17 protein-coding genes are annotated in these 21,304 nt (G+C 69.3%); 5 read left to right on the forward strand and 12 right to left on the reverse strand.

Annotated elements, in window-relative coordinates; all coding sequences use genetic code 11:
* Positions 1-227: 227 nt before the first annotated feature.
* Positions 228-746, reverse strand: a complete 519-nt coding sequence (gene def / locus ACO2Q3_RS17195; protein ID WP_423308718.1) for a peptide deformylase — start codon at positions 744-746, stop codon at positions 228-230.
* Positions 743-2,029 carry a DNA recombination protein RmuC gene (locus tag ACO2Q3_RS17200; RefSeq protein WP_423308720.1) on the reverse strand — a complete coding sequence of 429 codons (1,287 nt, stop codon included), beginning with the start codon at positions 2,027-2,029 and terminating at the stop codon, positions 743-745. Before ACO2Q3_RS17200 ends, def begins: the two co-directional genes overlap by 4 nt.
* A gap of 168 nt (positions 2,030-2,197) precedes the next feature.
* Between ACO2Q3_RS17200 and ACO2Q3_RS17205 the strand changes: the two genes are divergently transcribed.
* The 3 genes from ACO2Q3_RS17205 (at position 2,198) to ACO2Q3_RS17215 (ending at position 4,690) form a co-directional block, all read left to right on the forward strand.
* Positions 2,198-2,689, forward strand: coding sequence for a DUF992 domain-containing protein (locus tag ACO2Q3_RS17205; protein WP_423308722.1), 492 nt, complete (start codon positions 2,198-2,200; stop codon positions 2,687-2,689).
* Positions 2,690-2,924: 235 nt separating this feature from the next.
* The gene (locus ACO2Q3_RS17210; RefSeq protein WP_423308724.1) at positions 2,925-3,491 is read left to right on the forward strand and encodes a carboxymuconolactone decarboxylase family protein; all 567 of its coding nucleotides are present in this window, start codon (positions 2,925-2,927) and stop codon (positions 3,489-3,491) included.
* 2 nt (positions 3,492-3,493) lie between these two features.
* A complete protein-coding gene (locus tag ACO2Q3_RS17215; protein ID WP_423308726.1) occupies positions 3,494-4,690 on the forward strand; it encodes a patatin-like phospholipase family protein in 1,197 nt (398 codons plus the stop codon).
* A gap of 191 nt (positions 4,691-4,881) precedes the next feature.
* Here the strand turns inward: ACO2Q3_RS17215 and ACO2Q3_RS17220 are convergent, their stop codons facing one another.
* A complete protein-coding gene (locus tag ACO2Q3_RS17220) occupies positions 4,882-6,108 on the reverse strand; it encodes a YihY/virulence factor BrkB family protein (protein ID WP_423308728.1) in 1,227 nt (408 codons plus the stop codon).
* A gap of 72 nt (positions 6,109-6,180) precedes the next feature.
* Here ACO2Q3_RS17220 and ACO2Q3_RS17225 point away from each other — a divergent pair, with 72 nt between their 5' ends.
* Complete coding sequence (locus ACO2Q3_RS17225; protein ID WP_423308730.1) at positions 6,181-6,942, forward strand: MOSC domain-containing protein; 762 nt, start codon at positions 6,181-6,183, stop codon at positions 6,940-6,942.
* On the opposite strand, the gene ACO2Q3_RS17230 is transcribed toward ACO2Q3_RS17225, so the two are convergent.
* From ACO2Q3_RS17230 to ACO2Q3_RS17250, 5 genes are all read right to left on the reverse strand, one after another.
* Positions 6,939-8,612 (reverse strand): lysine--tRNA ligase, encoded by a 1,674-nt coding sequence (locus ACO2Q3_RS17230; protein WP_423308732.1) that lies wholly within the window; start codon positions 8,610-8,612, stop codon positions 6,939-6,941. The genes ACO2Q3_RS17225 and ACO2Q3_RS17230 overlap by 4 nt on opposite strands.
* Positions 8,613-8,836: 224 nt before the next feature.
* Positions 8,837-9,364 carry a GNAT family N-acetyltransferase gene (locus ACO2Q3_RS17235; RefSeq protein WP_423308734.1) on the reverse strand — a complete coding sequence of 176 codons (528 nt, stop codon included), beginning with the start codon at positions 9,362-9,364 and terminating at the stop codon, positions 8,837-8,839.
* An 11-nt stretch (positions 9,365-9,375) separates the two neighbouring features.
* Complete coding sequence (gene aguB, locus ACO2Q3_RS17240) at positions 9,376-10,269, reverse strand: N-carbamoylputrescine amidase (RefSeq protein ID WP_423308736.1); 894 nt, start codon at positions 10,267-10,269, stop codon at positions 9,376-9,378.
* Between the two features lies 1 nt (position 10,270).
* Positions 10,271-11,293 (reverse strand): agmatine deiminase family protein, encoded by a 1,023-nt coding sequence (locus ACO2Q3_RS17245; RefSeq protein ID WP_423308738.1) that lies wholly within the window; start codon positions 11,291-11,293, stop codon positions 10,271-10,273.
* Positions 11,294-11,397: 104 nt separating this feature from the next.
* A complete protein-coding gene (locus ACO2Q3_RS17250; protein WP_423308740.1) occupies positions 11,398-15,036 on the reverse strand; it encodes a TonB-dependent receptor in 3,639 nt (1,212 codons plus the stop codon).
* Between the two features lie 300 nt (positions 15,037-15,336).
* On the opposite strand from ACO2Q3_RS17250, the gene ACO2Q3_RS17255 reads away from it, so the two are divergent.
* The gene (locus ACO2Q3_RS17255; protein WP_423308742.1) at positions 15,337-16,779 is read left to right on the forward strand and encodes an ArnT family glycosyltransferase; all 1,443 of its coding nucleotides are present in this window, start codon (positions 15,337-15,339) and stop codon (positions 16,777-16,779) included.
* Between the two features lie 243 nt (positions 16,780-17,022).
* Here ACO2Q3_RS17255 and msrA read toward each other — a convergent pair whose 3' ends face one another.
* From msrA to ACO2Q3_RS17275, 4 genes are all read right to left on the reverse strand, one after another.
* The gene (gene msrA, locus ACO2Q3_RS17260; protein WP_423308744.1) at positions 17,023-17,634 is read right to left on the reverse strand and encodes a peptide-methionine (S)-S-oxide reductase MsrA; all 612 of its coding nucleotides are present in this window, start codon (positions 17,632-17,634) and stop codon (positions 17,023-17,025) included.
* 151 nt (positions 17,635-17,785) lie between these two features.
* The gene (locus tag ACO2Q3_RS17265; RefSeq protein WP_423308746.1) at positions 17,786-19,516 is read right to left on the reverse strand and encodes an N-acyl-D-amino-acid deacylase family protein; all 1,731 of its coding nucleotides are present in this window, start codon (positions 19,514-19,516) and stop codon (positions 17,786-17,788) included.
* A 264-nt stretch (positions 19,517-19,780) separates the two neighbouring features.
* Positions 19,781-20,437, reverse strand: a complete 657-nt coding sequence (locus ACO2Q3_RS17270) for a 3-oxoacid CoA-transferase subunit B (protein ID WP_423308748.1) — start codon at positions 20,435-20,437, stop codon at positions 19,781-19,783.
* Positions 20,437-21,174, reverse strand: coding sequence for a CoA transferase subunit A (locus tag ACO2Q3_RS17275; RefSeq protein ID WP_423308750.1), 738 nt, complete (start codon positions 21,172-21,174; stop codon positions 20,437-20,439). Before ACO2Q3_RS17275 ends, ACO2Q3_RS17270 begins: the two co-directional genes overlap by 1 nt.
* Positions 21,175-21,304 lie beyond the last annotated feature (130 nt).

Genomic DNA, 21,304 nt, shown 5'->3' on the forward strand with positions numbered 1-21,304 from the left:
CGCGCCAGCCGCTATGGCGGCGGAGCCCCTCACCTTCCCAAGCCCGTCGCTGTCGCGCCGGCCTCGGGCCCCTCCCTCTCCCTGTGGGAGAGGTAAAGGAGAATGGCGACGCCTGGCGCCATCCCTCTGATTGGATTGAAAAAAACACCTCTCCCATAGGGAGAGGGAGGGGCCCGATCGCGACCAGCGATCGGGAGGGTGAGGGGTTCAGGCGCCCACGCGCCGGCTCAGGCCGCCTTGGCGGCCTTGATCACCTTCTTGACCGCGCGTTCGCGCTTCAGGCGCGACAGGTGGTCGATGAAGAGGACGCCTTCCAGGTGGTCCATCTCGTGCTGGATGCAGACCGCGTAGAGGCCCTCGGCCTCTTCCTCGACGACGGCGCCGTTGTAGTCGAGGTAGCGCAGCCGGACCTTCGCCGGGCGCTCCACCTCGTCGTAGATTTCGGGGATCGACAGGCAGCCTTCCTCGTAGGGCAGGGTGTCTTCCGAGGCCCAGAGGATCTCCGGGTTCACGAAATAGCGCGGCTGGGGCTCTTCCTCCTCGCCGCGGGCGAGGTCCATGACGATCACCCGCTTGGGCACGCCCACCTGGATGGCGGCCAGGCCGATGCCGGGGGCGTCGTACATGGTCTCCAGCATGTCATCCATCAGCGCGCGCAGATCATCGTCCACCCGGTCCACGGGGGCGGAGACCTGCTTGAGCACGGCCATGTCGGCGTCGACGGTCAGGATGGGGCGGATAGTCATTCCGCCGAGGTAGTAAGCTCCTGATCCACCGTCAAGACTTGCGCCGGGCGTGCGTCAGTTGGCGCCAGCTTGCTGAGCGGCCGCACCGCCGTGTCCAGGGCCGGCAGGACCGGCATCTCCTTGCCCACGTGGTCGGCGGCCAGGTCCTCGAACCGGCGGGCCTGGGTCAGCACCTGGGTCTCCAGCGAACCGGCGAACTCGTTGTAGCGCTTCACCGAATCCTCCAGCGACTTGCCCAGCCGCAGGGCGTGACCGCCCATCACCGCGATGCGCTTGTAAAGCTCGCGGCCGAGGTCGGCGATCTTGGCCGCGCCCTTGGCCTGCTCCTCCACCCGCCAGCCATAGGCCACCGCCTTGCACAGGGCGAACAGGGTGGTGGGCGTGACCAGCAGCACGCGCCGGTCCATGGCCTCGGTCATCAGGTCCGGCGCCTGGTCCAGGGCGGCGGCCAGGAACACGTCGCCGGGCACGAACATGGCCACGAAGTCGGGCGAGCCCTCGACCTTGAACTGGTCCCAGTAGGCCTTGGCCGACAGGCCGGCGATGTGCGCGCGCACGCTGGCCGCGTGCCGGGCGAGCGCCGCCTGGCGGCCGGCCTCGTCGGGGGCGTCCTGGGCGTCGAGATAGGCGTTCAGCGAGCACTTGGCGTCGATCACGAACACCCCGCCGCCGGGCAGGCGCACGGTGAAGTCCGGCCGGCGGCGGCCCTCCTCGGTGTCGAGGCTGGGCTGCTCCTCATAGTCGTAGTGCTGGTGCAGGCCCGCGGCGGTCAGCACGTTGACCAGGGTCTGCTCGCCCCAGCGTCCCTGCACCCCGGCGCCGCGCCGCAGGGCGCTGGACAGCTTGCGCGCCTCCGCCTGGGTGGCGGCCGAGGCGGTGAGCATCTGCTCGATCTGCGCCTTCAGGCCGCCGGCCTGTTCGGCGCGCGCCTTCTCGGCGGCGGCCACCTGTTCCTGCACCTTGGCCAGGGTCTCGGCCACCGGCTTGAGCTGGGCCTCCAGCTTGGCCTGGGCCAGCCGGTCCTGCGCCTGAAAGCTCTCGGTGGCGCGCTTGACCAGTTCCTCGGCCACCGCATTGGCCGACTGCGCCGCCTGGGCCCGGATCAGCTCCGGCTGGGCCTCCAGCAGCCTGGCGCGAGCCTCCGCCTCCACGGCGCGGCCGGACAGGGCCAGGACCTGGGCCTCCGCCCGCGCGGCGCGGGCGCGCTCGGCCAGGGCCCACAGCCCCATCACCACGGCGGCGACGGCGCAGACGGCGATGGCGATCAGAAGACCAGGGTTCATGCTCCGTTCCGTAGCAGGAGTCGGCCGCCCCCGGCCAGCCCCCGCCCTGCAGCCCGCCGCACGACGGTTCGAAAACCGCCAGGACAGACAAGCGTCAGCATGCGCCCTCTGGCTAATATTCACAGAACCGTGTTCAATGAACCATCATCATCAGGAGGCTTCCCCCCAATGCGTCTTGCGTCCAAAGCCAAAACCGCCCTCGCCGCCGCCGCCGTGCTGGGCGCGCTGAGCTTCGCCGCCCAGGCCCACGCCGAGTCCGGCGGGGTGAAGGTCGGCGTCTTGACCTGCAACGTCTCCAGCGGCTGGGGTCTGGTGTTCGGGTCGAGCCGCGAGCTGAACTGCACCTTCTCGCCCAAGCCCGGCGTCAGCGAGAACTACGAGGGCAAGATCAACAAGTACGGCGTCGACATCGGCTTCCAGAAGGGCGGCGTGATGGTGTGGACGGTGTTCGCCCCCACCAACGACCTGGCCTCCGGTTCGCTGGCCGGCAGCTATGGCGGCGTCAGCGCGGGCGCCTCGGCCGGCGTCGGCGGCAGCGCCAACGCCCTCGTCGGCGGCTCGAACAAGACCATCCAGCTCGCGCCACTGAGCGTCGAAGGCAACCCCGGCATCAACCTCGCCGTCGGCGTCGCCTCGATCGACCTGAACTACAAGCCGTAGGGCGCAGCGCCCGCGGGCAGGTCCCGCGGAGCAAGCTGAGCCTTGATCAAGCCGCCGTGAGGCGGGGCGAAAACGCCGGAATCCGACGTGACCGTCCCGCCCGCGGCAGGCCATGATCGCCGCCGCACCGGGCGAGATCCCGGGCGGATGGGTGGATGCGCCTGGAACCACCATGCCCACGGCGGCCCGCCGGAGGGTGTTTTGCGCAACGCCTTTCCCCCCCGAGGTCCTTTCCATGCGCCTGCCCCTGATCCCGCCCGACCAGCTGACCGCAGAGCAGAAGCCGCTCTACGACGACATGCGAAAGGGCATCGCCAGCAACTTCAACGCCTTCAAGGTGGAGCGCGAGGACGGCGCCCTGATGGGGCCGTGGAACCCCTGGCTGCACGAGCCGAAGATCGGCCGGGCGATCTGGGACTTCACCCTGGCGATGACCGCCGAGGCGACGCTTCCCGACAACGTCCGCCAGATCGCCATCCTGGTGGTGGGCGCAAGGTTCGACGCCGCCTACGAGATCTACGCCCACATCGCCGTGGCCGAACGCGAGGGCATGACCCCCGAGCGGCTGTCGACCCTGACCGCCGATCTCAAGCCGGCGGACCTGTCGCCGGAGGAGAACGTCGCCTTCGACGTGGCCTACGCCCTGTCGCGCGGCGGCGTGCTGCCCGAGCCGGTGTACAGCCTGGCGATCAGGACCTTCGGCCAGCACGCGACCAACGAGCTGATCTATCTGGTGGGGCTGTACGCCCTGGTGTCGGTGACCCTGAACGGATTCAATGTGCCCGTTCCGGAACGGGAGTAGTCATGGCCAAGCGTCTGGACCCGACCCGGCCCAAGGGGGCCGTCGCGCCGCCGGAGCCGTCGAAGAAGACCGACACCCCGTTCCAGAGCATCGCCCTCTTGCTACAGGGCGGCGGCGCCCTGGGGGCCTATCAGGCCGGGGTGTACGAGGCGCTGATCGAGCACGGCATCGAACCCACCTGGATCGCCGGCATCTCCATCGGCGCCATCAACAGCGCGATCATCGCCGGCAACCCGCCGCAGGACCGGGTGGCCAAGCTGAAGGCGTTCTGGGAGGGCGTCAGCGCCCACACCGACTGGGCCGGCGCCTGGACGCCGCTGTTCGAGCACAACGCCATCCGCGACGTGATCAACCAGGTCTCGGCCGGCCAGGCGATGGTCAATGGCGTGGCCGGCTTCTTCACGCCGCGCTTTCCGCCGCCGCCGCTGCAGCCGAACGGCACGCCCGCGGCCACCAGCTGGTACGACACCGCCGCCCTGAAGGGCACGCTGGAGCGGCTGGTGGACTTCGACCGCATCAACGCCCGCACCATGCGCTTCAGCGTCGGCGCGGTGAACGTCGCCACCGGCAACTTCGCCTATTTCGACAACGCCAAGGACACCATCGACGCGCGCCACATCATGGCCAGCGGCGCCCTGCCCCCCGCCTTCCCGGCGGTGGAGGTGGACGGCCAGTGCTACTGGGATGGCGGCATGGTCTCCAACACGCCGCTGGAGTGGGTGCTGTCGGCGCGCTCCGACCTCGACACCCTGATCTTCCAGGTGGACCTGTGGAGCGCGCGCGGCGACCTGCCCAGGGACCTGGCCGAGGTGGCGGTGCGCATGAAGGAGATCCAGTTCTCCAGCCGCACCCGCGCCGCCACCGACGAGTTCCGCCGCATGCAGAAGCTGCGCGAGGTGTTCCAGGAACTGCTGGCGCAGATGCCGCCCGAGCTGGCCGCCACGTCCCAGGCGCGCCTGCTGGCGGAGGCGTCCGACCCGGCGGTCTACAACATCGTGCAGCTGATCTACCGCTCGCCCACCTACGAGGGCCAGTCCAAGGACTACGAGTTCTCCCGCCAGACCATGGAGGACCACTGGAAGACCGGCTACGCCGACGCCAAGAAGACCCTGGGCCACCCCGAGGTGCTGAGCCTGCCGCCCGGCCAGTCCACGGTGCGCGTCTACGACTTCGTCACGCCGAAGAAGGAGACGGCGTGAGGGGGGTGCTCGCCTCCCCTTCTTCTGTCATCCCGGAATCCGCGCAGCGGATATCCGGGACCGCGGCAGGCGCCGGCGCCCGCTACGGCCGGCGAACCTCAGCGTTTCCGGCGGTCCCGGATATGGGCTGACGCCCATTCCGGGATGACAGTGGGGAGGGGGCGCAAGGCCCGCGACGGATCGTCCGCCCCCTAGGTCCGGTGCCCCACCGCCCGGCGCAGGAAGCTGGTCACATAGCCGACCTGGCGGCCGGCGAAGGCCATGCTCCAGTCCATCGCCTCGCGCGGGGAGACGGTGAAGGCCTTGCCGAGATTGTCGGCCACGGCCGCGCCGCGCTCGCCCATCGGCCGGGGCGCGCGCTTGGCCGTGGTGTCGCAGGCGGTCTGGTGCTCGATCTCGGAATTGAACTCCGCCCCGGTGAGCAGCACCATCACCGAGAACCACACCCACAGCATGAAGGCGACCACCGCGCCCAGCGAGCCGTAGGTCACGCCGAAGTGAGTGAAGTTGTTGACGTACCAGGAAAAGCCCAGCGAGCCGGCCATCCACAGCAGCGCCGCCGCCGCGCCACCGCCGGCCACCCACCGCCAGGCGGCGTGCACCCGGCTGGGGCCATAGCGATAGAGCAGGGTGAAGCCGGCCGCGGCGATCAGATACACCACCACCCAGCGCATCGGCCGCCACCAGAAGCCGTAGCGCTGGATGCCGATCTGCTCGAACAGCACCGGCGCGCCCACCAGGATCACCGCCACGGCGACCAGGAAGGCCAGGGCCGAGAAGGTGGCGCCATAGGTGACCAGGGTGCGGCGCAGGTAGTCGCGTTTCTCCAGCTCGTCGTAGGCGATGTTGAGCCCGTCGAAGAGCGCTTTCATCCCGGCGTTGGCGCTCCACACCGAGACCAGGGTCGAGACCACGAAGGCGGCGCTCAAGGTGGCCTGGCGCTGGGTGGCCAGGCGCAGCATCTGGCGGCCGATCAGGGTGACGGCGTCGCGCGGGAACACCGTCGACATGTGCTCCAGCTGCCGCTCCACCGAGCTGACGTCGGAAAACAGGCCGTACAGCGAAACGAAGGCGGCCACGGCCGGAAAGGTGGCCAGCAGCACGAAGAAGGTGATGCCGCCGGCCAGCGCGCCCAGCCGGTCGCGGCCCATCTCGCGGTAGGTGCGCCAGAAGATGTCCTTCCAGCCCAGCGCCGGGATCTCCCAGGGCGCCTCGGCGTCGCGGCCGCGGCCGGGCTCGGCGGCGGCGAAGTCCTCCGGCGTCAGCGGCCGTTCCTCGACGGGCTCGCCCGGCTTGCGCCGGCGCGGCCAGAGCGCGGCCATGGCCAGGATCGCCAGCCACGGCGCCATCTTGGCGGCCTCGCGCATGGAGGGTTTGCGCCCCTCGTCCGCCGGGTCCGACCTCGAACTCAAGCTCATCGCCTGTGAAACCCTCGTTGCGGTCTCGGTTCCACGCTTGTCTTGCTTGCCGCGTCCTGGCAGGGGTGCGCCATGACCGGGGTTATCTCTTCTCTTTTCCGCCACCCGATCAAGGGGTTTACGCCGGAAAAGCTTGACCGGGCCGCGCTGAGCGCCGGCGCGGCCTTCCCGGGCGATCGCCTGTACGCCGTCGAAGATGGCCCGAGCGGCTTCGATCCGGCGGCGCCGGGGTTCATTCCCAAGCAGAAGTTCGCCGTCCTGGCCAAGATCGCCGAGGTTGCACGGGCCAGGACCGCCTTCGACACCGACAGCGGGACCCTGACGGCCACGGCCGACGGCCTGGCGCAGTTTCACGGCAAGTTGACCGAGCCGGCCGGGCGCGCGGCGTTCGAGGCCTGGCTCGGCGCGCTTCTGGGCGCGGCGGCGACCGGGCCGCTGCGGGTCGTCGATGGCGGGGGACATCGCTTCCTGGATCATCCTCTGGGCCACGTCTCTATCATCAACCTGGCCAGTGTCCGTGATCTGGAGCAAAGGCTGGGCCGCCCGGTGGACCCGCTGCGCTTCCGCGGCAACCTGTATGTCGACGGCTGGCCGGCGTGGATCGAGAACACCTGGCAGGGGCAGACCCTGGCGATCGGCGCGGCCCGCGCCAGCGTCTTCAAGCCGATCGTGCGCTGCGCGGCGACGCAGGTCGACCCGGCCAGCGCCGTGCGTGACATCGACGTGCCGGCGGAGCTGTTTGCCCAGTATGGCCATGTGCTGTGCGGGATCTACGTCCACGTCACCGAGGGTGCGACGATCGCCCCCGGCGATGCGGTGGGGCTGGCGTCCTAGCCCGCCAGCGCCCTGTCGATCAGCCCAAGGCTGTTCTCCAGGCCGAACAGGGCGACGAACGAGCCGAACCGTGGCCCCTGGGTCTGGCCCAGCAGCACCTCGTAGAGGGCGGTGAACCAGCCGCGCAGCGGCTCGAAGCCCCCGGCCTTGCCCGCCTCGTAGACCTCGTTCTGGATCAGCTCGGCGTCCTGGCAGCCGGCCGGCAGCGCGCGCAGGCGCGCGGCGAGATCGGCCATGGCCGCCCGCTCGCGGTCGTCCGGCGCGCGGAAGGTCTTCGCCGGCAGCACGAAGTCCTCGTAATAGTGCAGGGCGTAGTCGGTCAGCCGGTCGAGCAGCGGCTCGCTTTGCGGCGTGGCGCCCGGGATATAGCGACTGAGGAAGCCCCACAGGATCGCCTTGTCCGAGGCGTTGGCCGCCGAGACCAGGTTCAGCAGCAGGCTGAACGACACCGGCGAGCCCTTGGCCGGGGGATGGCCGCCGTGCACGCTCCACACCGGGTTGTCGAGCGGGTTGGCAGTGTTTGATCCAGCGTTCCGGTGATAGGCGTCGAGCTGCTGCAGATACTCGTCGGTCGCCTTGGGAATGACGTCGAAATACAGCCGCTTGGCCGACTTCGGCGACTGGAACATGTAGTAGGCCAGGCTCTCGGACCCGCCGTAGCGCAGCCACTCCTCCATGGTCAGGCCGTTGCCCTTGGTCTTGGAGATCTTCTGGTTGTTCTCGTCCATGAAGAGCTCGTAGTGGAAGCTCTCCGGCGGGACGCCGTCCAGGGCGCGGGTGACCTTCTCGGAGACGCGGATGGAATCGACCAGGTCCTTGCCGGACATCTCGTAGTCGACCTTCAGCGCGGTCCAGCGGGCGGCCCAGTCGGGACGCCACTGCAGCTTCACGTGGCCGCCGGTGACCGGGACCTCGGTGAGTTCGCCGTCCTCGTCGGCGAACACGATCGTGCCGCGCTCGACGTGCCGCTCCAGGGTCGGGACCTGCAACACCTTGCCGGTCTTGGGGCTGATCGGCAGGAACGGCGAATAGGTGGCGCGCCGCTCCTCGCCCAGGGTCGGCAGCATCACCGCCTGCACCTTGTCGAACCGCGCCAGGATGCGCAGCAGCACCTCGTCCATCCGCCCGGAGGTGTAGAAGTCCGTCGACGAGATGAAGTCGTAGTCGAAGCCGAAGCTGTCGAAGAAGGCCCGCGCCAGGGCGTTGTTGCGCGCGCCGAAGCTCTCGTACTCGCCGAACGGGTCGCGCACGCGGGTGACCGGCTTGTCGCGGTCCTCTTCCAGCATGGCCTGGTTGGGCATGTTGCTGGGGATCTTGCGCAGGCCGTCCATGTCGTCGGAGAACACGATCAGGCGGGTGGGGATCAGGTCGTCGGTCAGGGCGCGGAAGGCGTTGCGCACCATGGTCGGGCGCGCGGCCTCGCCGAAGGTGCCCATGTGCGGCGTGCCCGAGGCGCCATAGCCGCACTGGAAGATCACCGGGCTGGCGACCAGGGCGGGGAAGGTCTGGGTCAGCTCGCCGAATTTGCCGGCGGCGATCAGGGTGGCGGCGAGGTCGCGATCGGCGTCGCTCTCCAGGCGCAGGCGCAGGATCCGCGCCATCAGGTTTCGCGCCTGCTCGAAGGTCCAGGGCCGCGCCTCGCGCGCCTGTTGGGTCAGTCCTTGCAGCATGGCGCGCGGCGTAGGGCGCCGGGGGTCCGGGGTCAATGTTGCAATGCGGGGGAGAAAGGCGCTCAGCCCACCCTCCCCTTTATGGGGAGGGACAGATCGCGCAGCGATCAGGGTGGGGAAGTGAGATGGAGCCCACCGGCTAGCGAGACCGGCCTGTGCGCCGGCAGGCGTTCCCCACCCTGCCCGCTTGCGCGGGCTGTCCCTCCCCACAAGGGGGAGGGTGATCAAGGGCGGATCGCGAACACCAGGTGGCGTCTTAGCGGATCGCCCGGCGGCAGCTGCGGATGATCGAAGTCCCTCGCGGGATCCGGCGCCAGGCCCACCCGGGCCATCACCGCCCGCGAGCGCGCATTGGCCTCGGCGGTGAAGGCGAGGATCTCCGGGAAGTCGAACCGGGCGAAGCCGTCGGCGATCGCCGCGCGGGCGGCCTCGGACGCATAGCCCTGGCCCCAGGCGTGGCGCGCCAGCCGCCAGCCGATCTCGACGCCCTCGACCGGCAGGCCCGGCCAGATGCCCGCCAGGCCACAGTAGCCCAGGAAGGCGCCGTCGGCCCGGCGTTCGATCGCCCAGCGGCCGTAGCCCCAGGGATCGAAATGGGCGTCGCAGCGGTCCATGTGCTCGGCGCTGTCGTGCTTGTCGAGCACGCCGCCCAGCCACTGCATGACCTCCGGATCGGCGGTGAGCGCGGCATAGGGCTCGCGGTCGCGGGCCCGCCAGCGGCGCAGGATCAGGCGCCCGGTCTCGAGCTCCAAGGCGTTCGCCCTCAGGCCGGGCGGGGCGCGCTCAGGGCGCCGTAGAGGTCCGGCCGGCGATCGCGGAAGAAGCCCCAGGCGGCGCGGTGCGTGGCCAGGAAGTCGAGGTCGACCGTCGTCGAGACGAGGCCCTCGTCGTCACGCCCCAGCTCGGAGACCAGGTCGCCGCGATGGTCGGCGATGAAGCTGGAGCCGTAGAACCGCTGGCCGCCGCCCGGATAGCCATCCCACGGCTCGAAGCCCGTGCGGTTGGCGCCCACCACCGGGATGATGTTGGACACCGCGTGACCCTGCATCGCCCGCCGCCAGGGCAGGGCGGTGTCCAGGCTGGGGTCGTGCGGCTCCGAGCCGATGGCGGTGGGGTAGAGCAGCGCCTCGGCGCCGGCCAGCGCCATGGCGCGGGCGGCTTCCGGGTACCACTGGTCCCAGCAGATGCCGACGCCGATGCGGCCGTGGCGGGTGTCCCACACCTTGAAGCCGGTGTCGCCGGGCCGGAAATAGTACTTCTCCATATAGCCCGGTCCGTCCGGGATATGGCTCTTGCGATAGACGCCCAGCAGGGCGCCGTCGGCGTCGGCCATCACCAGGCTGTTGAAATAGTGCGGCCCCTCGCGCTCGAAGATCGAGATCGGCAGCACAACGCCCAGCTCCCCGGCCAGCGGCGCCAGGGCCTTGACGCACGGGTGCTCGCGCCAGGGGTGGGCGGTGGCGAACCAGCGCTCCTCCTGGGCGACGCAGAAATACGGCCCCTGGAACAGCTCGGACGGCAGGATCACCTGGGCGCCGGCCGCCGCCGCCTGGCGGATGAAGTCCGCGGTGCGGGCGAGGTTGTCGGCCAGGTCCTCGCCGTAGTGGGTCTGGATCGCAGCCAGGCGAAGCGTACGGGCGCTGGGCGTGCGGGCCATCTCAGGCGGGCTCCTGTTGCGAGATGCAGTGGAACGAGCCGCCGCCGGTGAGCAGGGCGCGGGACGGCAGGCCGAGCAAGGTGTGGTCCGGGAAGGCGCTCTTCAAGGCCTCCACCGCGAAGTCGCCGGCCCGGCCGCCGTAGGTCGGCACGATCACCGCCCGGTTGGCGATCAGGAAGTTCATGTGGCTGGCGGGGACCGAGCGGTGGTCCTCGTCGATGATCCGGCCCGGCGAGGGGATGCGCAGCACCTTCAGCGCCCGCCCGTCGGCGTCGGTCATGCCCGCCAGGGCCTCGGCGGCCTGGTCGTAGGCGTGGGCGTTGGGATCGTCCAGGCCGAAGGCCATCGGGCAGGCGACGACGCCCGGCGCGACGAACCGGGCCAGGTTGTCGACATGGCCGTCGGTGTGGTCGTTCATCAGCCCGTCGCCCAGCCACAGCACCTTGCGCGCGCCCAGGGCGCCGGCCAGGGCGGCCTCGGCGTCGGCCTCTTTCCAGCCGCGGTTGCGGTTGGGGTTGAGCAGGCACTGGCGGGTGGTCAGCACGGTCCCTACCCCGTCATGGTCCAGGGCCCCGCCTTCCAGGATGAAGTCGTGCGTCGCCAGCTCTGCCCCGGAAGCCTGGCCGATCTGGCCGGCCACGGTGTCGTCGTGATCCAGGATGTACTTGCCGCCCCAGCCGTTGAACCGGAACGCGGCGGCCCGAACCGCGCCTGAAGGGTCGGGGGCGAAGAAGATCGGGCCGGTGTCGCGCAGCCAGACGTCGCCGAAGCGGCCGTCGACGATCTCGACGTTCGCCACGTCGCCGACCAGCGCCTGGGCCGCGGCCAAGGCGCCCGGGTGGCCGACCATCAGCTTCACGCGCTCGCCGCCGACCTCGGCCAGGGCCCGCGCCAGGGCGGCGACCTCGGCCTGCGCCGGCTGCAGGTTCTCCTCCCAGAGGTCGGCGTGGCTGGGAAAGCCCACCCACATCGCGCGGTGGGGCGACCATTCGGCTGGAACGACGGGAGCAAGGGAGGTCGTCATCGGGGCTTCCATATGGGCGCGCGTGCTTAAAGCGGAAGCCGCGCCATAAGAAAAGGGCGACCCCGTCGCCGAGGCCGCCCCCTTTCCCTGGATTTCGTCCGGCCTCAGAACTTGTACTTGAGCCCGAAGACGACGGACCATTGACTGGCCTGGACGTCCACGATCGGGATCGCCGCGTTCTGCGGGGTGGTCGCGCTGTTGTAGCGATAGACATAGGTCGTGCAGGTGGAGCTGCCGGTGCCCTGGATGACGCCGTTGGCGTCCGCACACTGGGCATTGATGATCGTCGTGCCCGCACGCGAGGTCAGGCCGCCGTATTCGCGGACCACGCCCCAGTTGTGATTGAGCAGATTGCCCAGGTTGGCGATGTCCATGGTGAACAGCAGTTCGTGCCCCTTGATCGGGGACGGGAACTCCTGGGCGAACTGGAAGCTGACGCTGTTGACCGATGGGTTCACCCCAAAGCCGCGCGGCACGACCTTGCCCTGGGGCAGGCCGAAGTAGCTCACCAGGCCTTTGAACTTGGCCAGGGTGTCGGCGTCCTGGAAGATGACCGTGGTCTGGCCGCCAGGCGCCAAGGGGTTGGGCGTCGTGAAGGACAGCGGGTTCGCATTGGATGAGGTCAGCTGCGGAATATAGGCCAGCTGGTCGTCACGCTGCACCCCGAACGTCGGGTTGTGCCCAGTGGAGCTTGTGGTCGGATCGGTCATCAGGAAGGTGAGCGGCCGGCCCGTGTGGCTCTCGGCAAACAGAGTGAAGTGCGAGGTGAAGCCCTTCACCAGCTCCATCTTGTAGCTGAGGTCCAGCTTCCAGGACGAGCGCATCAGGTTCGGCGCCTTGCCGTACACCGCGCCGTTGGGATCGAGGTAGGAGTCCTGGTCGGCGTAGTAGTTGCCGGTGCCGCCGTTGCCGCCTTCGGTGGTGCCAAATTCAGAGATACCACCGTACTGCCGGGCGTCCTGGAAGGTGTAGGACAGGAAGGCGTCGAAGCCCTTCCAGCGCTTGCCCACCGAGAAGGCCACCGTGGCGGCCCAGTTCTGCTGGCCGGGGTTGTAGGCCTGGATGTCGCCGAGCAGGCCCACCGACTTGGCGAGGTCCGGGTTCGACGACACGGGCAGGCCCTGAGCCGCGCGCACCGCCGGATCGATGACCAGGCCGTCATAGCGCAGACGACCGTCGGGCGTGAGCTGCTGCACGCCGTTGATGGTCAGGGGCCGGGCCCGCAGGTCGCGGAAGGCGATATTGGTGTCGGAGCGCGAATAGACGGCGTCGATCCCCCAATCCAGGCCCAGCCTGGTGGTCTTGAACGAGATGTTCGCCTTCCAGTCGGCCGGCATTCTGAAGTTCGGCGCGATGGAGTTGGTGAAGGACAGCCGGCCGACCTGCGTGTTGAGGTTGCTCAGCATCGTCGCGATCGCGGGAGGCGTCGTGGAGCCGAACGTCGCAGTGAGCGGCGCTCCCGGCGTAACAACCGTGTTGCCACTGACCTGGGCCTGCATGCCCAGCAGGGCGTTGCCGATCGCCGGGTCGATGACGTTGTTGGCGCTGTCGGTATAGGTGTTGAACCCGGTGCGCTTGATCACGACGCTGTTGTAGAGCACGCCGGTCTGAGCGCCGAAGCTGTTGGCGATGAACACGTCGGGAATGCCGCCAGACACGCGCCCGATGCCACCGCTCAGTTCATAGTCTTCGGTGCGGTACTTCGCGGAGAAGCGCGGCTGCCAGACGACCTGGCCGTCGTAGGTCTTCTGGTTGGTGAAGCCGTAGCGGCCTTGGAACGCGGTGTTCAGCGGCGGCTTGTCGCCCTGCTTGTAGATATCGACGCGCAGGCCGTAGTTGACCGTCAGGTTCTGGTTCACGTCCCAGGTGTCCTGGCCCAGGAGCGTGTGCACCTGGTAGCCAAGCTGGGCGGCGGCGTCGTTGAGCTTGCCATCGACCGAGCCGCCGTAGGTGAGCTGGTTGGCCGTGCCTGCCGCAAAGTCGTTCAGCGAGTCGAAATAGTAGATGCCGTGCGCGGCCTGCACGAACAGGTCGAAGAGGTGGATACCCTTGTACTGATACCCGGCCTTGAGATGGTGATCGCCGAGGCGGTAGTTGGCGATGAACTCGCCCGACCAGTCGGTCGTGGACAGGACGTTGGCCTGCCGGAACTGGTCGGGGCCAATCTGAATGGTCGAGGCGGAGCAGCTGTACGACGTACTCGTGTTGATCGTGCCGCCGCCAAGAACGCCCGGGTCGCTACAGATGCTGACGTTCGCGAAGCCCTGGCCTTCCGGAGGGTTCTGCCCCCGCGTGTAGCTGCGGTAGGCGACCCGCGCCTCTGTGGTGAACTGCGGCGTCCAGGTGGAGTTCAGCTGCAGCGAGTAGTTGTCCTCGACTTCAGGCTGGACGTACCAGTTGGTGTCGAGGCTGATGGTCGAGGTGGACGGGCTGCGCTTCCACACCGAGCTGTCGGCGTGGCGATAGGTGAAGTCCAGGCGCTGGTTGTTGGTGATGTTGAAGTCCAGCTTCACCGAGTACTTCTGGTCGATCAGCGGCTCGGCGAGATCGACCGTCCCGGGCGAGAACGACCCGGCGAAGGGCGGAACCTTGAACAGGCCGGTGATCGCGTCGATGTTGGCCTGAGTGGCCGGACCGGCCGCTCCGGGCGCCCCTCCCGGCGTGCCGAGGGTGCCGACGGTGGCCCCGAGGGGGTTGAACGACGTGGCGAAGCCGCCGCCGGACGGACCCACCGAGGTCAGGTCGAAGCTGGCGAATTTCTCATAGGAGGCGGCGAAGAACAGGCGGTCCTTCCAGATCGGGCCGGAAATGAACCCGCCGTAGTTCTTTTCGTGGATGTAGTTGAGGATGTGGGTATCGGACGCGGTCGGCACATTCGTGCCGATGCTGCCACCCGGAATGGTCCACACCGGCAGGGTGTCGCCGACCAGCTTGGGGGTGCGGAAGAAGCCGAAGACGGACCCGTGGAAGTCGTTGCTGCCTTGCTTCAGGATCAGGTTCAGGGCGCCGCCGGTGAAGTCGCCTTCTTCCACGTCGAACGGCACGGCCTGGATCGAGACCTGTTCCACCGCTTCCAGCGAAATCGGGCCGCGGTTGGTGGACAGGCCGCCGGTGTTCAGGCCGAAGTCGTCCTGCGAGCGCACGCCGTCGATGGTGATCCGGTTGCGGCGCGGCGAGGAGCCGGCGATGTACAGGCCGCCCGACGGGCCGGTGGAGCGGCTGACCAGGTCAAGGTTGGCCAGCGGGTCGCGGCGGGCGACGTCGCGGATGTCGCGCTTCACCGAGACGACGGTTTCGATCTGCGCGGACCGCAGGGTCGTCCGTGAGCCGACGTTCGCCAGCTGGGTGCTGGTCAGGTTCTTGGCGGCGGTGACCACCAGTTCGGAGACCGCGCCGGCCGGGACCATCGCCAGCTTCACGCGGGAATCGTCGCCGACGTTCAGGAACAGGCCGTTGATCGCCTGTTCCTCGAAGCCGTTGGCCGCGGCCGACACGCGGTACGGGCCGCCGACCCGCAGGCCGCCGAAGCTGAACAGGCCGTTGGAATCGGTGACTACGGTGGTCTTGGTGCCGGTCGGCACGTGCGTGATGGTGACCGTCGCGTTGGCGACCGGCTTGTCCTGGTCGTCCACCGCGACGCCGCTGACCGCGGCGGTCGTCTGCTGTGCGTACACGGCGGTGGCCGACGCAAGCGCCAGCGTCGAGATGGCCGCGCCGGCGGCCAGTCTTTGCAGTAGTGTCATGCTATCCCCTCTTAACCCCATGGCGGCAGGCGCCGTATCCCCGGCGCTCGCACGTCTGCCCACGATTTATCCTGGCTTTTCGCACCGTGGGCGACGGATTTGTAACGGTTCGACATCGGAGCAGCAGTTGCCCACAGAAAATTTCGGTTTCTGTGCAAGTTGTGGCGCCATCGCCACATTGAAGGGCGCCCCATGAGCCCCGACTCACCTGAGAAAGCCGCCACAGAATCACCTGAAGCGGCCGCCTGGCGAGCTCTCGCGCTTCTATTGGGGGTCGCGACAGTCATTCGTCTATTAGTAGTGTTCTTGAGCCCGCTGGAACTCTATCCGGACGAAGCACAGTATTGGTTGTGGTCGCGCAGCCTGGCGTTCGGATACTTCTCCAAACCGCCCTTGGTCGCCTGGATCATCGCCGCGAGCACGGCCCTGGGCCGCGATACCGAACCCTTCGTGCGCCTCGCCTCGCCGTTGCTGCACGCCGCCGCCGCCCTGGCGATTGGCCGCGCGGGCCTGCGGATGCAGGGCGGCTGGGCCGGCGCGGCGGCCGGCGCGCTCTATAGTCTGTCGCCGGGCGTCGCATTGTCCGCCTTCGTCGTGAGCACCGACGCGCCCCTGCTGCTCAGCGTCTCCCTGGCCCTCTGGGCCTATGTCTGGCTGCAGCAAGCCGTTGGCCGGGAACGCCTTTCAGCCGCGGCGGCGCTCGGCGCCGCCCTCGGCCTGGCGATGCTGGCCAAGTACGCCGCCCTGTTCGCCGTGGCCGGCGTGTTGCTGCACGCCGCAATTTCGCCGCAGGCCAGACGCGCGTGGAGTCCGGCCACGGCGGGCGTCGCGATTGTGGCCTTCCTGTTGCTGATCGGGCCCAATCTGGCCTGGAACCTCGGCCACGGCTTCGCCACCGTGGCGCACACCGCCTCCAACGCGGACTGGGCCGGGCGGCGGTTTCAAATCGTCCCGGTACTGACGTTTCTCGCCGCCCAGTTCGGCGTGTTCGGTCCGATCCCCTTCGCCCTGCTGCTCGGCGCCGGGATCTGGCTCGCCGCACGCCGGCGGCTGACCGCGCAAGACCAGCTGCTGCTGTGCTTCGTGCTGCCGCCGCTGCTGGCGATCGCCGGCCAGGCCTTCGTCTCGCGCGCCAACGCCAACTGGGCGGCGGCGGCCTATCCGGCGGCCTCCGTACTCGTGGGCGGCTGGCTGGCGCGCTGGCGGGCGCGGCGGCTGGCGGCGGTCACCCTGGGCAGCCAGGCGCTGATCGCGGTCGCCATCGCGATCGGCCTCGCGGCGCCGGCCGTGGCGGACAAGGCCGGAGCCGCCAACAGCCTCAAGCGCCTGCGCGGCTGGCGCGCCACCACCCAGGCGATCACCCAGCGCGCCGATCTCGAAGGCCTGAACGCCCCGGCGGATGGCGGCCTGACGGCGGTGGCGGTGGACGATCGCTTCCTGTTCAACGAAGCGGCCTACTACGGCCGCGGCTATTTCGGCAGGGCCGGTCCGCCGCTGACCATGTGGGTCAGGGGCGCCGCGCCGCAGAACCAGGCCGAGCTGACGGCGCCGCTCACCGCCGCCCAGGGCCGGCGCGTGCTGGCCGTCAGCCTGGAAGGGCGCAACACCGCCGCGATGAGCGCCGACTTCGCCAGCGCCAGCGACCGCCAGATCAACCAGATGAGCCTGGACCTGAAGCACTGGCGCTCGATCACCAGCTTCATCGGCGCCGGCTTTGCGCCGAAGCCGCGGCCGGCCAGATAGAGCTCGTCTCCAAAGGGCCCCAGACGAGACCCAGAGGCGTTCTCTTCCCCTCTGGGGGAAGTACCGCCGGAGGCGGGGATGGGGGCTGCCGCGCGCCGGCGAACGGCAGGCGCCGGTTCTCGGCTGGAGCCCCCTCCCCCGCTTCGCGGGTACTTCCCCCAGAGGGGGGAAGAGGGTCAGCGCCAAAGCCGATCCTGCAACGACGCGTGCGCGGCCCCACCCTCTAGGCGGCGGGGACCATGTTCAGCGCCAGACGGCCTTCAGCGCCGCGTCGCGGCCGCAGCCGACCCGATAGGTGTTGTACGAGACCGGGTTCTTGCGGGCGTAGTCCTGGTGGTAGGCCTCGGCCGGCCAGAACGGGGCGGCGGTGAGGATGGTCGTGGCCACCGCCTTGCCATGCAGCTCGCGCGAGACCTGCGCCTTGACCTGGGCCGCGGCGGCCTGCTCGGCCGGGCTGGCGACGAAGATCGCCGGCCGGTAGGACGGACCCTGGTCGCAGAACTGGCCGTGGCCGTCGGTGGGGTCGGTCAGGTGGAAATAGCGGTCCACCAGCTGCGGATAGCTGATCTTCGCCGGATCGTAGGTCACCTGCACCGACTCGTAGTGGCCGGTGGTCTCGGTGGTGACCTGCTCGTAGCTGGGGTGGGGCACGTGGCCGCCGCTGTAGCCGGCGACCACCTTCACCACGCCCGGCACGTCCTCCATGCCGTGCTGCATGGACCAGAAGCAGCCGCCGGCGAACACGGCGGTCTTCAGGGCGGCCGCGCCGGCGCTCTGCGCGGCGAGGGTGGCGATCAGGGCTCCGGCGGCGAGGGCGCGGAACCGGTTGCGGGGGCGGGGGGCAGACTGGGTCATGCCCCTTATACGCGCCGGCGGCGCGCCCGGTTACAGGCCCGCCGATATCCAGCGGCGCCCTGCCCGTCAGCGCATCATCACGGGCCGCCAAGCGCCCGCACGGCTGGCCCCGGGTCTGCGCTGTGCTCCGCCCGGGGTGACGGGAAGAAAGCTACTCCGCCGCCTGCAGGATCTTCGCCTCGCGGCCGCCGCGCACCAGCCCGCCCGGCAGGGCGCCGGTGTGGCGGCCGTCCTCGAACGTCACCTGGCCGGACTTGACCGTGAAGCGATAGCCCTCCGCCCGCTGCACCAGCCGCTTGCCGCCCGCCGGCAGGTCGTGCACCGCCTCGGGCCGGAACAGGCGCAGGGCGTCGAAGTCGATCACGTTGACGTCGGCCAGCAGGCCCGGCTTCAGCTCGCCGCGGTCGTTCAGCCCATAGGCCCGGGCCGTGTCGCTGGACAGCTTGCGCACCAGGAACTCCAGCGGGAACTGCTCGCCCTTGGTGCGGTCGCGCGCCCAATGGGTGAGGATGAAGGTGGGCATGCCGGCGTCGGCGATCACCCCGCAGTGCGCCCCGCCGTCCGACAGGCCGAACAGCACGTTGGGGTGCTGCATGTTCTTGCGGAAGAAGTCGAAGTTGTAGGTGAAGTAGCCGCCGAGCGGCTGGTAGAACAGCTCGCGCCCGCCTTCGCGCAGCAGCAGATCGTACATCATCTCCAGCGGCGAGACCCCCGCCGCCTCGGCCAGGCCCGCCACCGACTGTTCGCGGTCCGGCTCGTAGTTGGGCGCCTCGCCCAGCGGGAACACCCGCCACAGCAGCTCCGTCGGGCCGGCGCTCATGGCCCCCGAGCGCATGGCGCTCTCCTCGGACAGCAGCGCCGCGCGGATCTCCGGCCGGCGCATCGCCTCCAGCTTTTCCTCCAGCGGCAGCGGGGCGATCTCGCGCCGGTACGTCGGGTGGGCGGCGAACACGTGGAAGCTGGAGGTCAGGCCGTGCAGGATGCCGGTGGGGCGGCCGGCGATCTGCGGGCGGATATCCATGCCCTGTCGGCGCGCCTCCTCGGCGATGTTGTACATCTTGTCGCCCTGGTAGGCGCCGGCCGAGGTGGCCACCAGGGTCACCGGCAGGTTGGTCTCGTGCGCGAAGCCCTTGACCCACATCCACTCGTCGTCGTCGCCCAGGTGGTCGGAGACCATCTCGAACACGCCGTGCGACAGCCCCTTCATCGACAGGCCCAGCGCCAGCATCTCGTCGGAGCCGGCGAAGGTGCCCGGCACGTGCACCCCGTGCTTGTCCTTGTGCAGCAGGGTGCGGGAGGTGGAGAAACCGAGCGCGCCGGCCTCGACGCCCTCGCGCACGATCGCCGCCATGCGGGCGATCTCCTCGTCGTTGGGCTCGTAGTCGGTGTTGCAGCGCTCGCCCAGCACGTAGGCGCGCACCGAGCCGTGCGGCACGTGGGCGCCGATGTCGATCGCCCGCGGCTTGGCCTCCAGGGCGTCGAGGTATTCCGGGAAGCTCTCCCACTTCCAGTCGATGCCCTCGGCGAGGGCCGAGCCGGGGATGTCCTCCACCCCTTCCATCAGCTCGATCAGGAAGTCGTGCTGGTCGGGGCGCACCGGGGCGAAGCCGACGCCGCAGTTGCCCATGATCGCCGTGGTCACCCCGTGCCAGCTGGACGGCGCCAGCAGCGGATCCCAGCTGGCCTGGCCGTCGTAGTGGGTGTGGATGTCGACCCAGCCGGGGGTGACGATCAGGCCGGTGGCGTCGATCTCGCGCCGGCCCTGGCCGCTGACCTGGCCGATGGCCGAGATGCGGTCGCCGTCGATGGCGACGTCGCCCTGGAAGGGCTGGCCGCCGGTGCCGTCGACGATGGTCCCGCCGCGGATGATCAGGTCGTGCATGGGGTCTCCTCCCGGCTGTCTGTCAGGCGCCGTTGGGAGAGCATGATGAGGCGCCGCCGCGTCAGCGCCAGTAAAAAATTGGAACCTGTTCGGAAAAGACTTCACGCCTCTCTTCCCCCGCTGGGGGAAGTACCCGCGAAGCGGGGGTAGGGGGCTCCAGCGGAGAACGGAACATCGCCGCAACGCCGGCGCGCGGCAGCCCCCATCCCCGCCTTCGGCGGTACTTCCCCCAGCGGGGGAAGAGAACGCCTCGCGCGGCGAGGGTTAGATCGCCACCTCGAACGCCGCCTCGGTCTTGGCCTTGATCTCGTCGACGGTGACGCCGCTCGCCAGCTCGATCAGCTTCATGCCGCCGCCCTTGCGGTCGATGGCGAACACGCCGAGCTCGGTGATCAGCAGGTCGACCACGCCCGCGCCGGTCAGCGGCAGGGTGCAGGCCTTCAGCAGCTTGGGGGCGCCCGACTTCTCGGTGTGCTCCATCACGACCACCACCTTGCCGACGCCGGCCACCAGGTCCATCGCCCCGCCCATGCCCTTGACCACCTTGCCGGGCACCATCCAGTTGGCCAGGTCGCCCTTTTCGGACACCTGCATGCCGCCCAGGATCGACAGGGCGATGTGCCCGCCGCGGATCATGGCGAAGCTGTCGGCGGACGAGAAGTACGACGAGGCCGGCAGTTCGGTGATGGTCTGCTTGCCGGCGTTGATCAGGTCGGCGTCCTCCTCGCCCTCGTAGGGGAAGGGGCCCATGCCCAGCATGCCGTTCTCGCTCTGCAGCGTCACGTGCATGCCGTCCGGGATGTAGTTGGCGACCAGGGTCGGGATGCCGATGCCCAGGTTCACGTAGAAGCCGTCCTTCAGCTCCTTGGCCGCGCGGGCGGCCATGTCGTCGCGGGTCCAACCTTTCGCTTGGGGGGCCATCAGACTTCCTCTCCGGCGGCGGCGCCCGCCATGGCGGGACGCGGGCGGGTGGTGGTGCGCTCGATGCGCTTCTCGAACTGCGCGCCCTGGAACAGGCGGTCGACGAAGATGCCCGGCGTGTGGATGTTGTCCTTGTCCAGCGAGCCGATCTCCACCAGGTGCTCGACCTCGGCGACCGTGACCTTGCCGGCCGTGGCCATCATCGGATTGAAGTTCCGCGCGGTCTTCCGGTAGACGAGGTTGCCCTCGGCGTCGCCCTTCCAGGCCTTGACGATCGACAGGTCGGCCTTCAGCGCCCGCTCCATGACATAGAGCTCGCCGTCGAACTCGCGGGTCTCCTTGCCCTCGGCCACCAGGGTGCCGACCCCGGTCTTGGTGAAGAAGGCCGGGATGCCGGCGCCGCCGGCGCGGATGCGCTCGGCCAGGGTGCCCTGCGGATTGAACTCCAGCTCAAGCTCGCCCGACAGGTACAGCTGCTCGAACAGCTTGTTCTCGCCGACGTAGCTGGAGATCATCTTCTTGATCTGGCCGCCGGCCAGCAGCACCCCCAGGCCGAAGTCGTCGATCCCGCAGTTGTTGGAGATCACGGTCAGGTCCTTGGTCCCCGCCTCGCGGATCGCCGCGATCAGGTTCTCGGGGATCCCGCAGAGGCCGAAGCCCCCCGACATGATGGTCATGCCGTCGAACAGCAGGCCCGCCAGGGCCTCCGTCGCGGCCTTGCTGACCTTGCTGGCCATGGCCTTCTCCCGCAGTGCACAATCGGCCGGACCTTTGGCCCGAAGCCGCGGGCTTTTCAACCGTTTCCGGCCGCGCGCTCGCGAAACGTCGGCCGGGGCGCTAGATTGGCCCGCAGATGGTCCGCTGGCC

It is taken from the genome of Caulobacter sp. KR2-114 (assembly GCF_049446115.1).
In the GTDB taxonomy this organism is placed as follows: domain Bacteria; phylum Pseudomonadota; class Alphaproteobacteria; order Caulobacterales; family Caulobacteraceae; genus Acaudatibacter.

Coding starts and splice junctions, on each gene's coding strand:
- def (WP_423308718.1), bottom strand. CDS start 746: ATGACTATCCGCCCCATCCTGACCGTCGACGCCGACATGGCCGTGCTC.
- ACO2Q3_RS17200 (WP_423308720.1), bottom strand. CDS start 2,029: ATGAACCCTGGTCTTCTGATCGCCATCGCCGTCTGCGCCGTCGCCGCC.
- ACO2Q3_RS17205 (WP_423308722.1), top strand. CDS start 2,198: ATGCGTCTTGCGTCCAAAGCCAAAACCGCCCTCGCCGCCGCCGCCGTG.
- ACO2Q3_RS17210 (WP_423308724.1), top strand. CDS start 2,925: ATGCGCCTGCCCCTGATCCCGCCCGACCAGCTGACCGCAGAGCAGAAG.
- ACO2Q3_RS17215 (WP_423308726.1), top strand. CDS start 3,494: ATGGCCAAGCGTCTGGACCCGACCCGGCCCAAGGGGGCCGTCGCGCCG.
- ACO2Q3_RS17220 (WP_423308728.1), bottom strand. CDS start 6,108: ATGAGCTTGAGTTCGAGGTCGGACCCGGCGGACGAGGGGCGCAAACCC.
- ACO2Q3_RS17225 (WP_423308730.1), top strand. CDS start 6,181: ATGACCGGGGTTATCTCTTCTCTTTTCCGCCACCCGATCAAGGGGTTT.
- ACO2Q3_RS17230 (WP_423308732.1), bottom strand. CDS start 8,612: ATGCTGCAAGGACTGACCCAACAGGCGCGCGAGGCGCGGCCCTGGACC.
- aguB (WP_423308736.1), bottom strand. CDS start 10,269: ATGGCCCGCACGCCCAGCGCCCGTACGCTTCGCCTGGCTGCGATCCAG.
- ACO2Q3_RS17245 (WP_423308738.1), bottom strand. CDS start 11,293: ATGACGACCTCCCTTGCTCCCGTCGTTCCAGCCGAATGGTCGCCCCAC.
- ACO2Q3_RS17250 (WP_423308740.1), bottom strand. CDS start 15,036: ATGACACTACTGCAAAGACTGGCCGCCGGCGCGGCCATCTCGACGCTG.
- msrA (WP_423308744.1), bottom strand. CDS start 17,634: ATGACCCAGTCTGCCCCCCGCCCCCGCAACCGGTTCCGCGCCCTCGCC.
- ACO2Q3_RS17265 (WP_423308746.1), bottom strand. CDS start 19,516: ATGCACGACCTGATCATCCGCGGCGGGACCATCGTCGACGGCACCGGC.
- ACO2Q3_RS17270 (WP_423308748.1), bottom strand. CDS start 20,437: ATGGCCCCCCAAGCGAAAGGTTGGACCCGCGACGACATGGCCGCCCGC.
- ACO2Q3_RS17275 (WP_423308750.1), bottom strand. CDS start 21,174: ATGGCCAGCAAGGTCAGCAAGGCCGCGACGGAGGCCCTGGCGGGCCTG.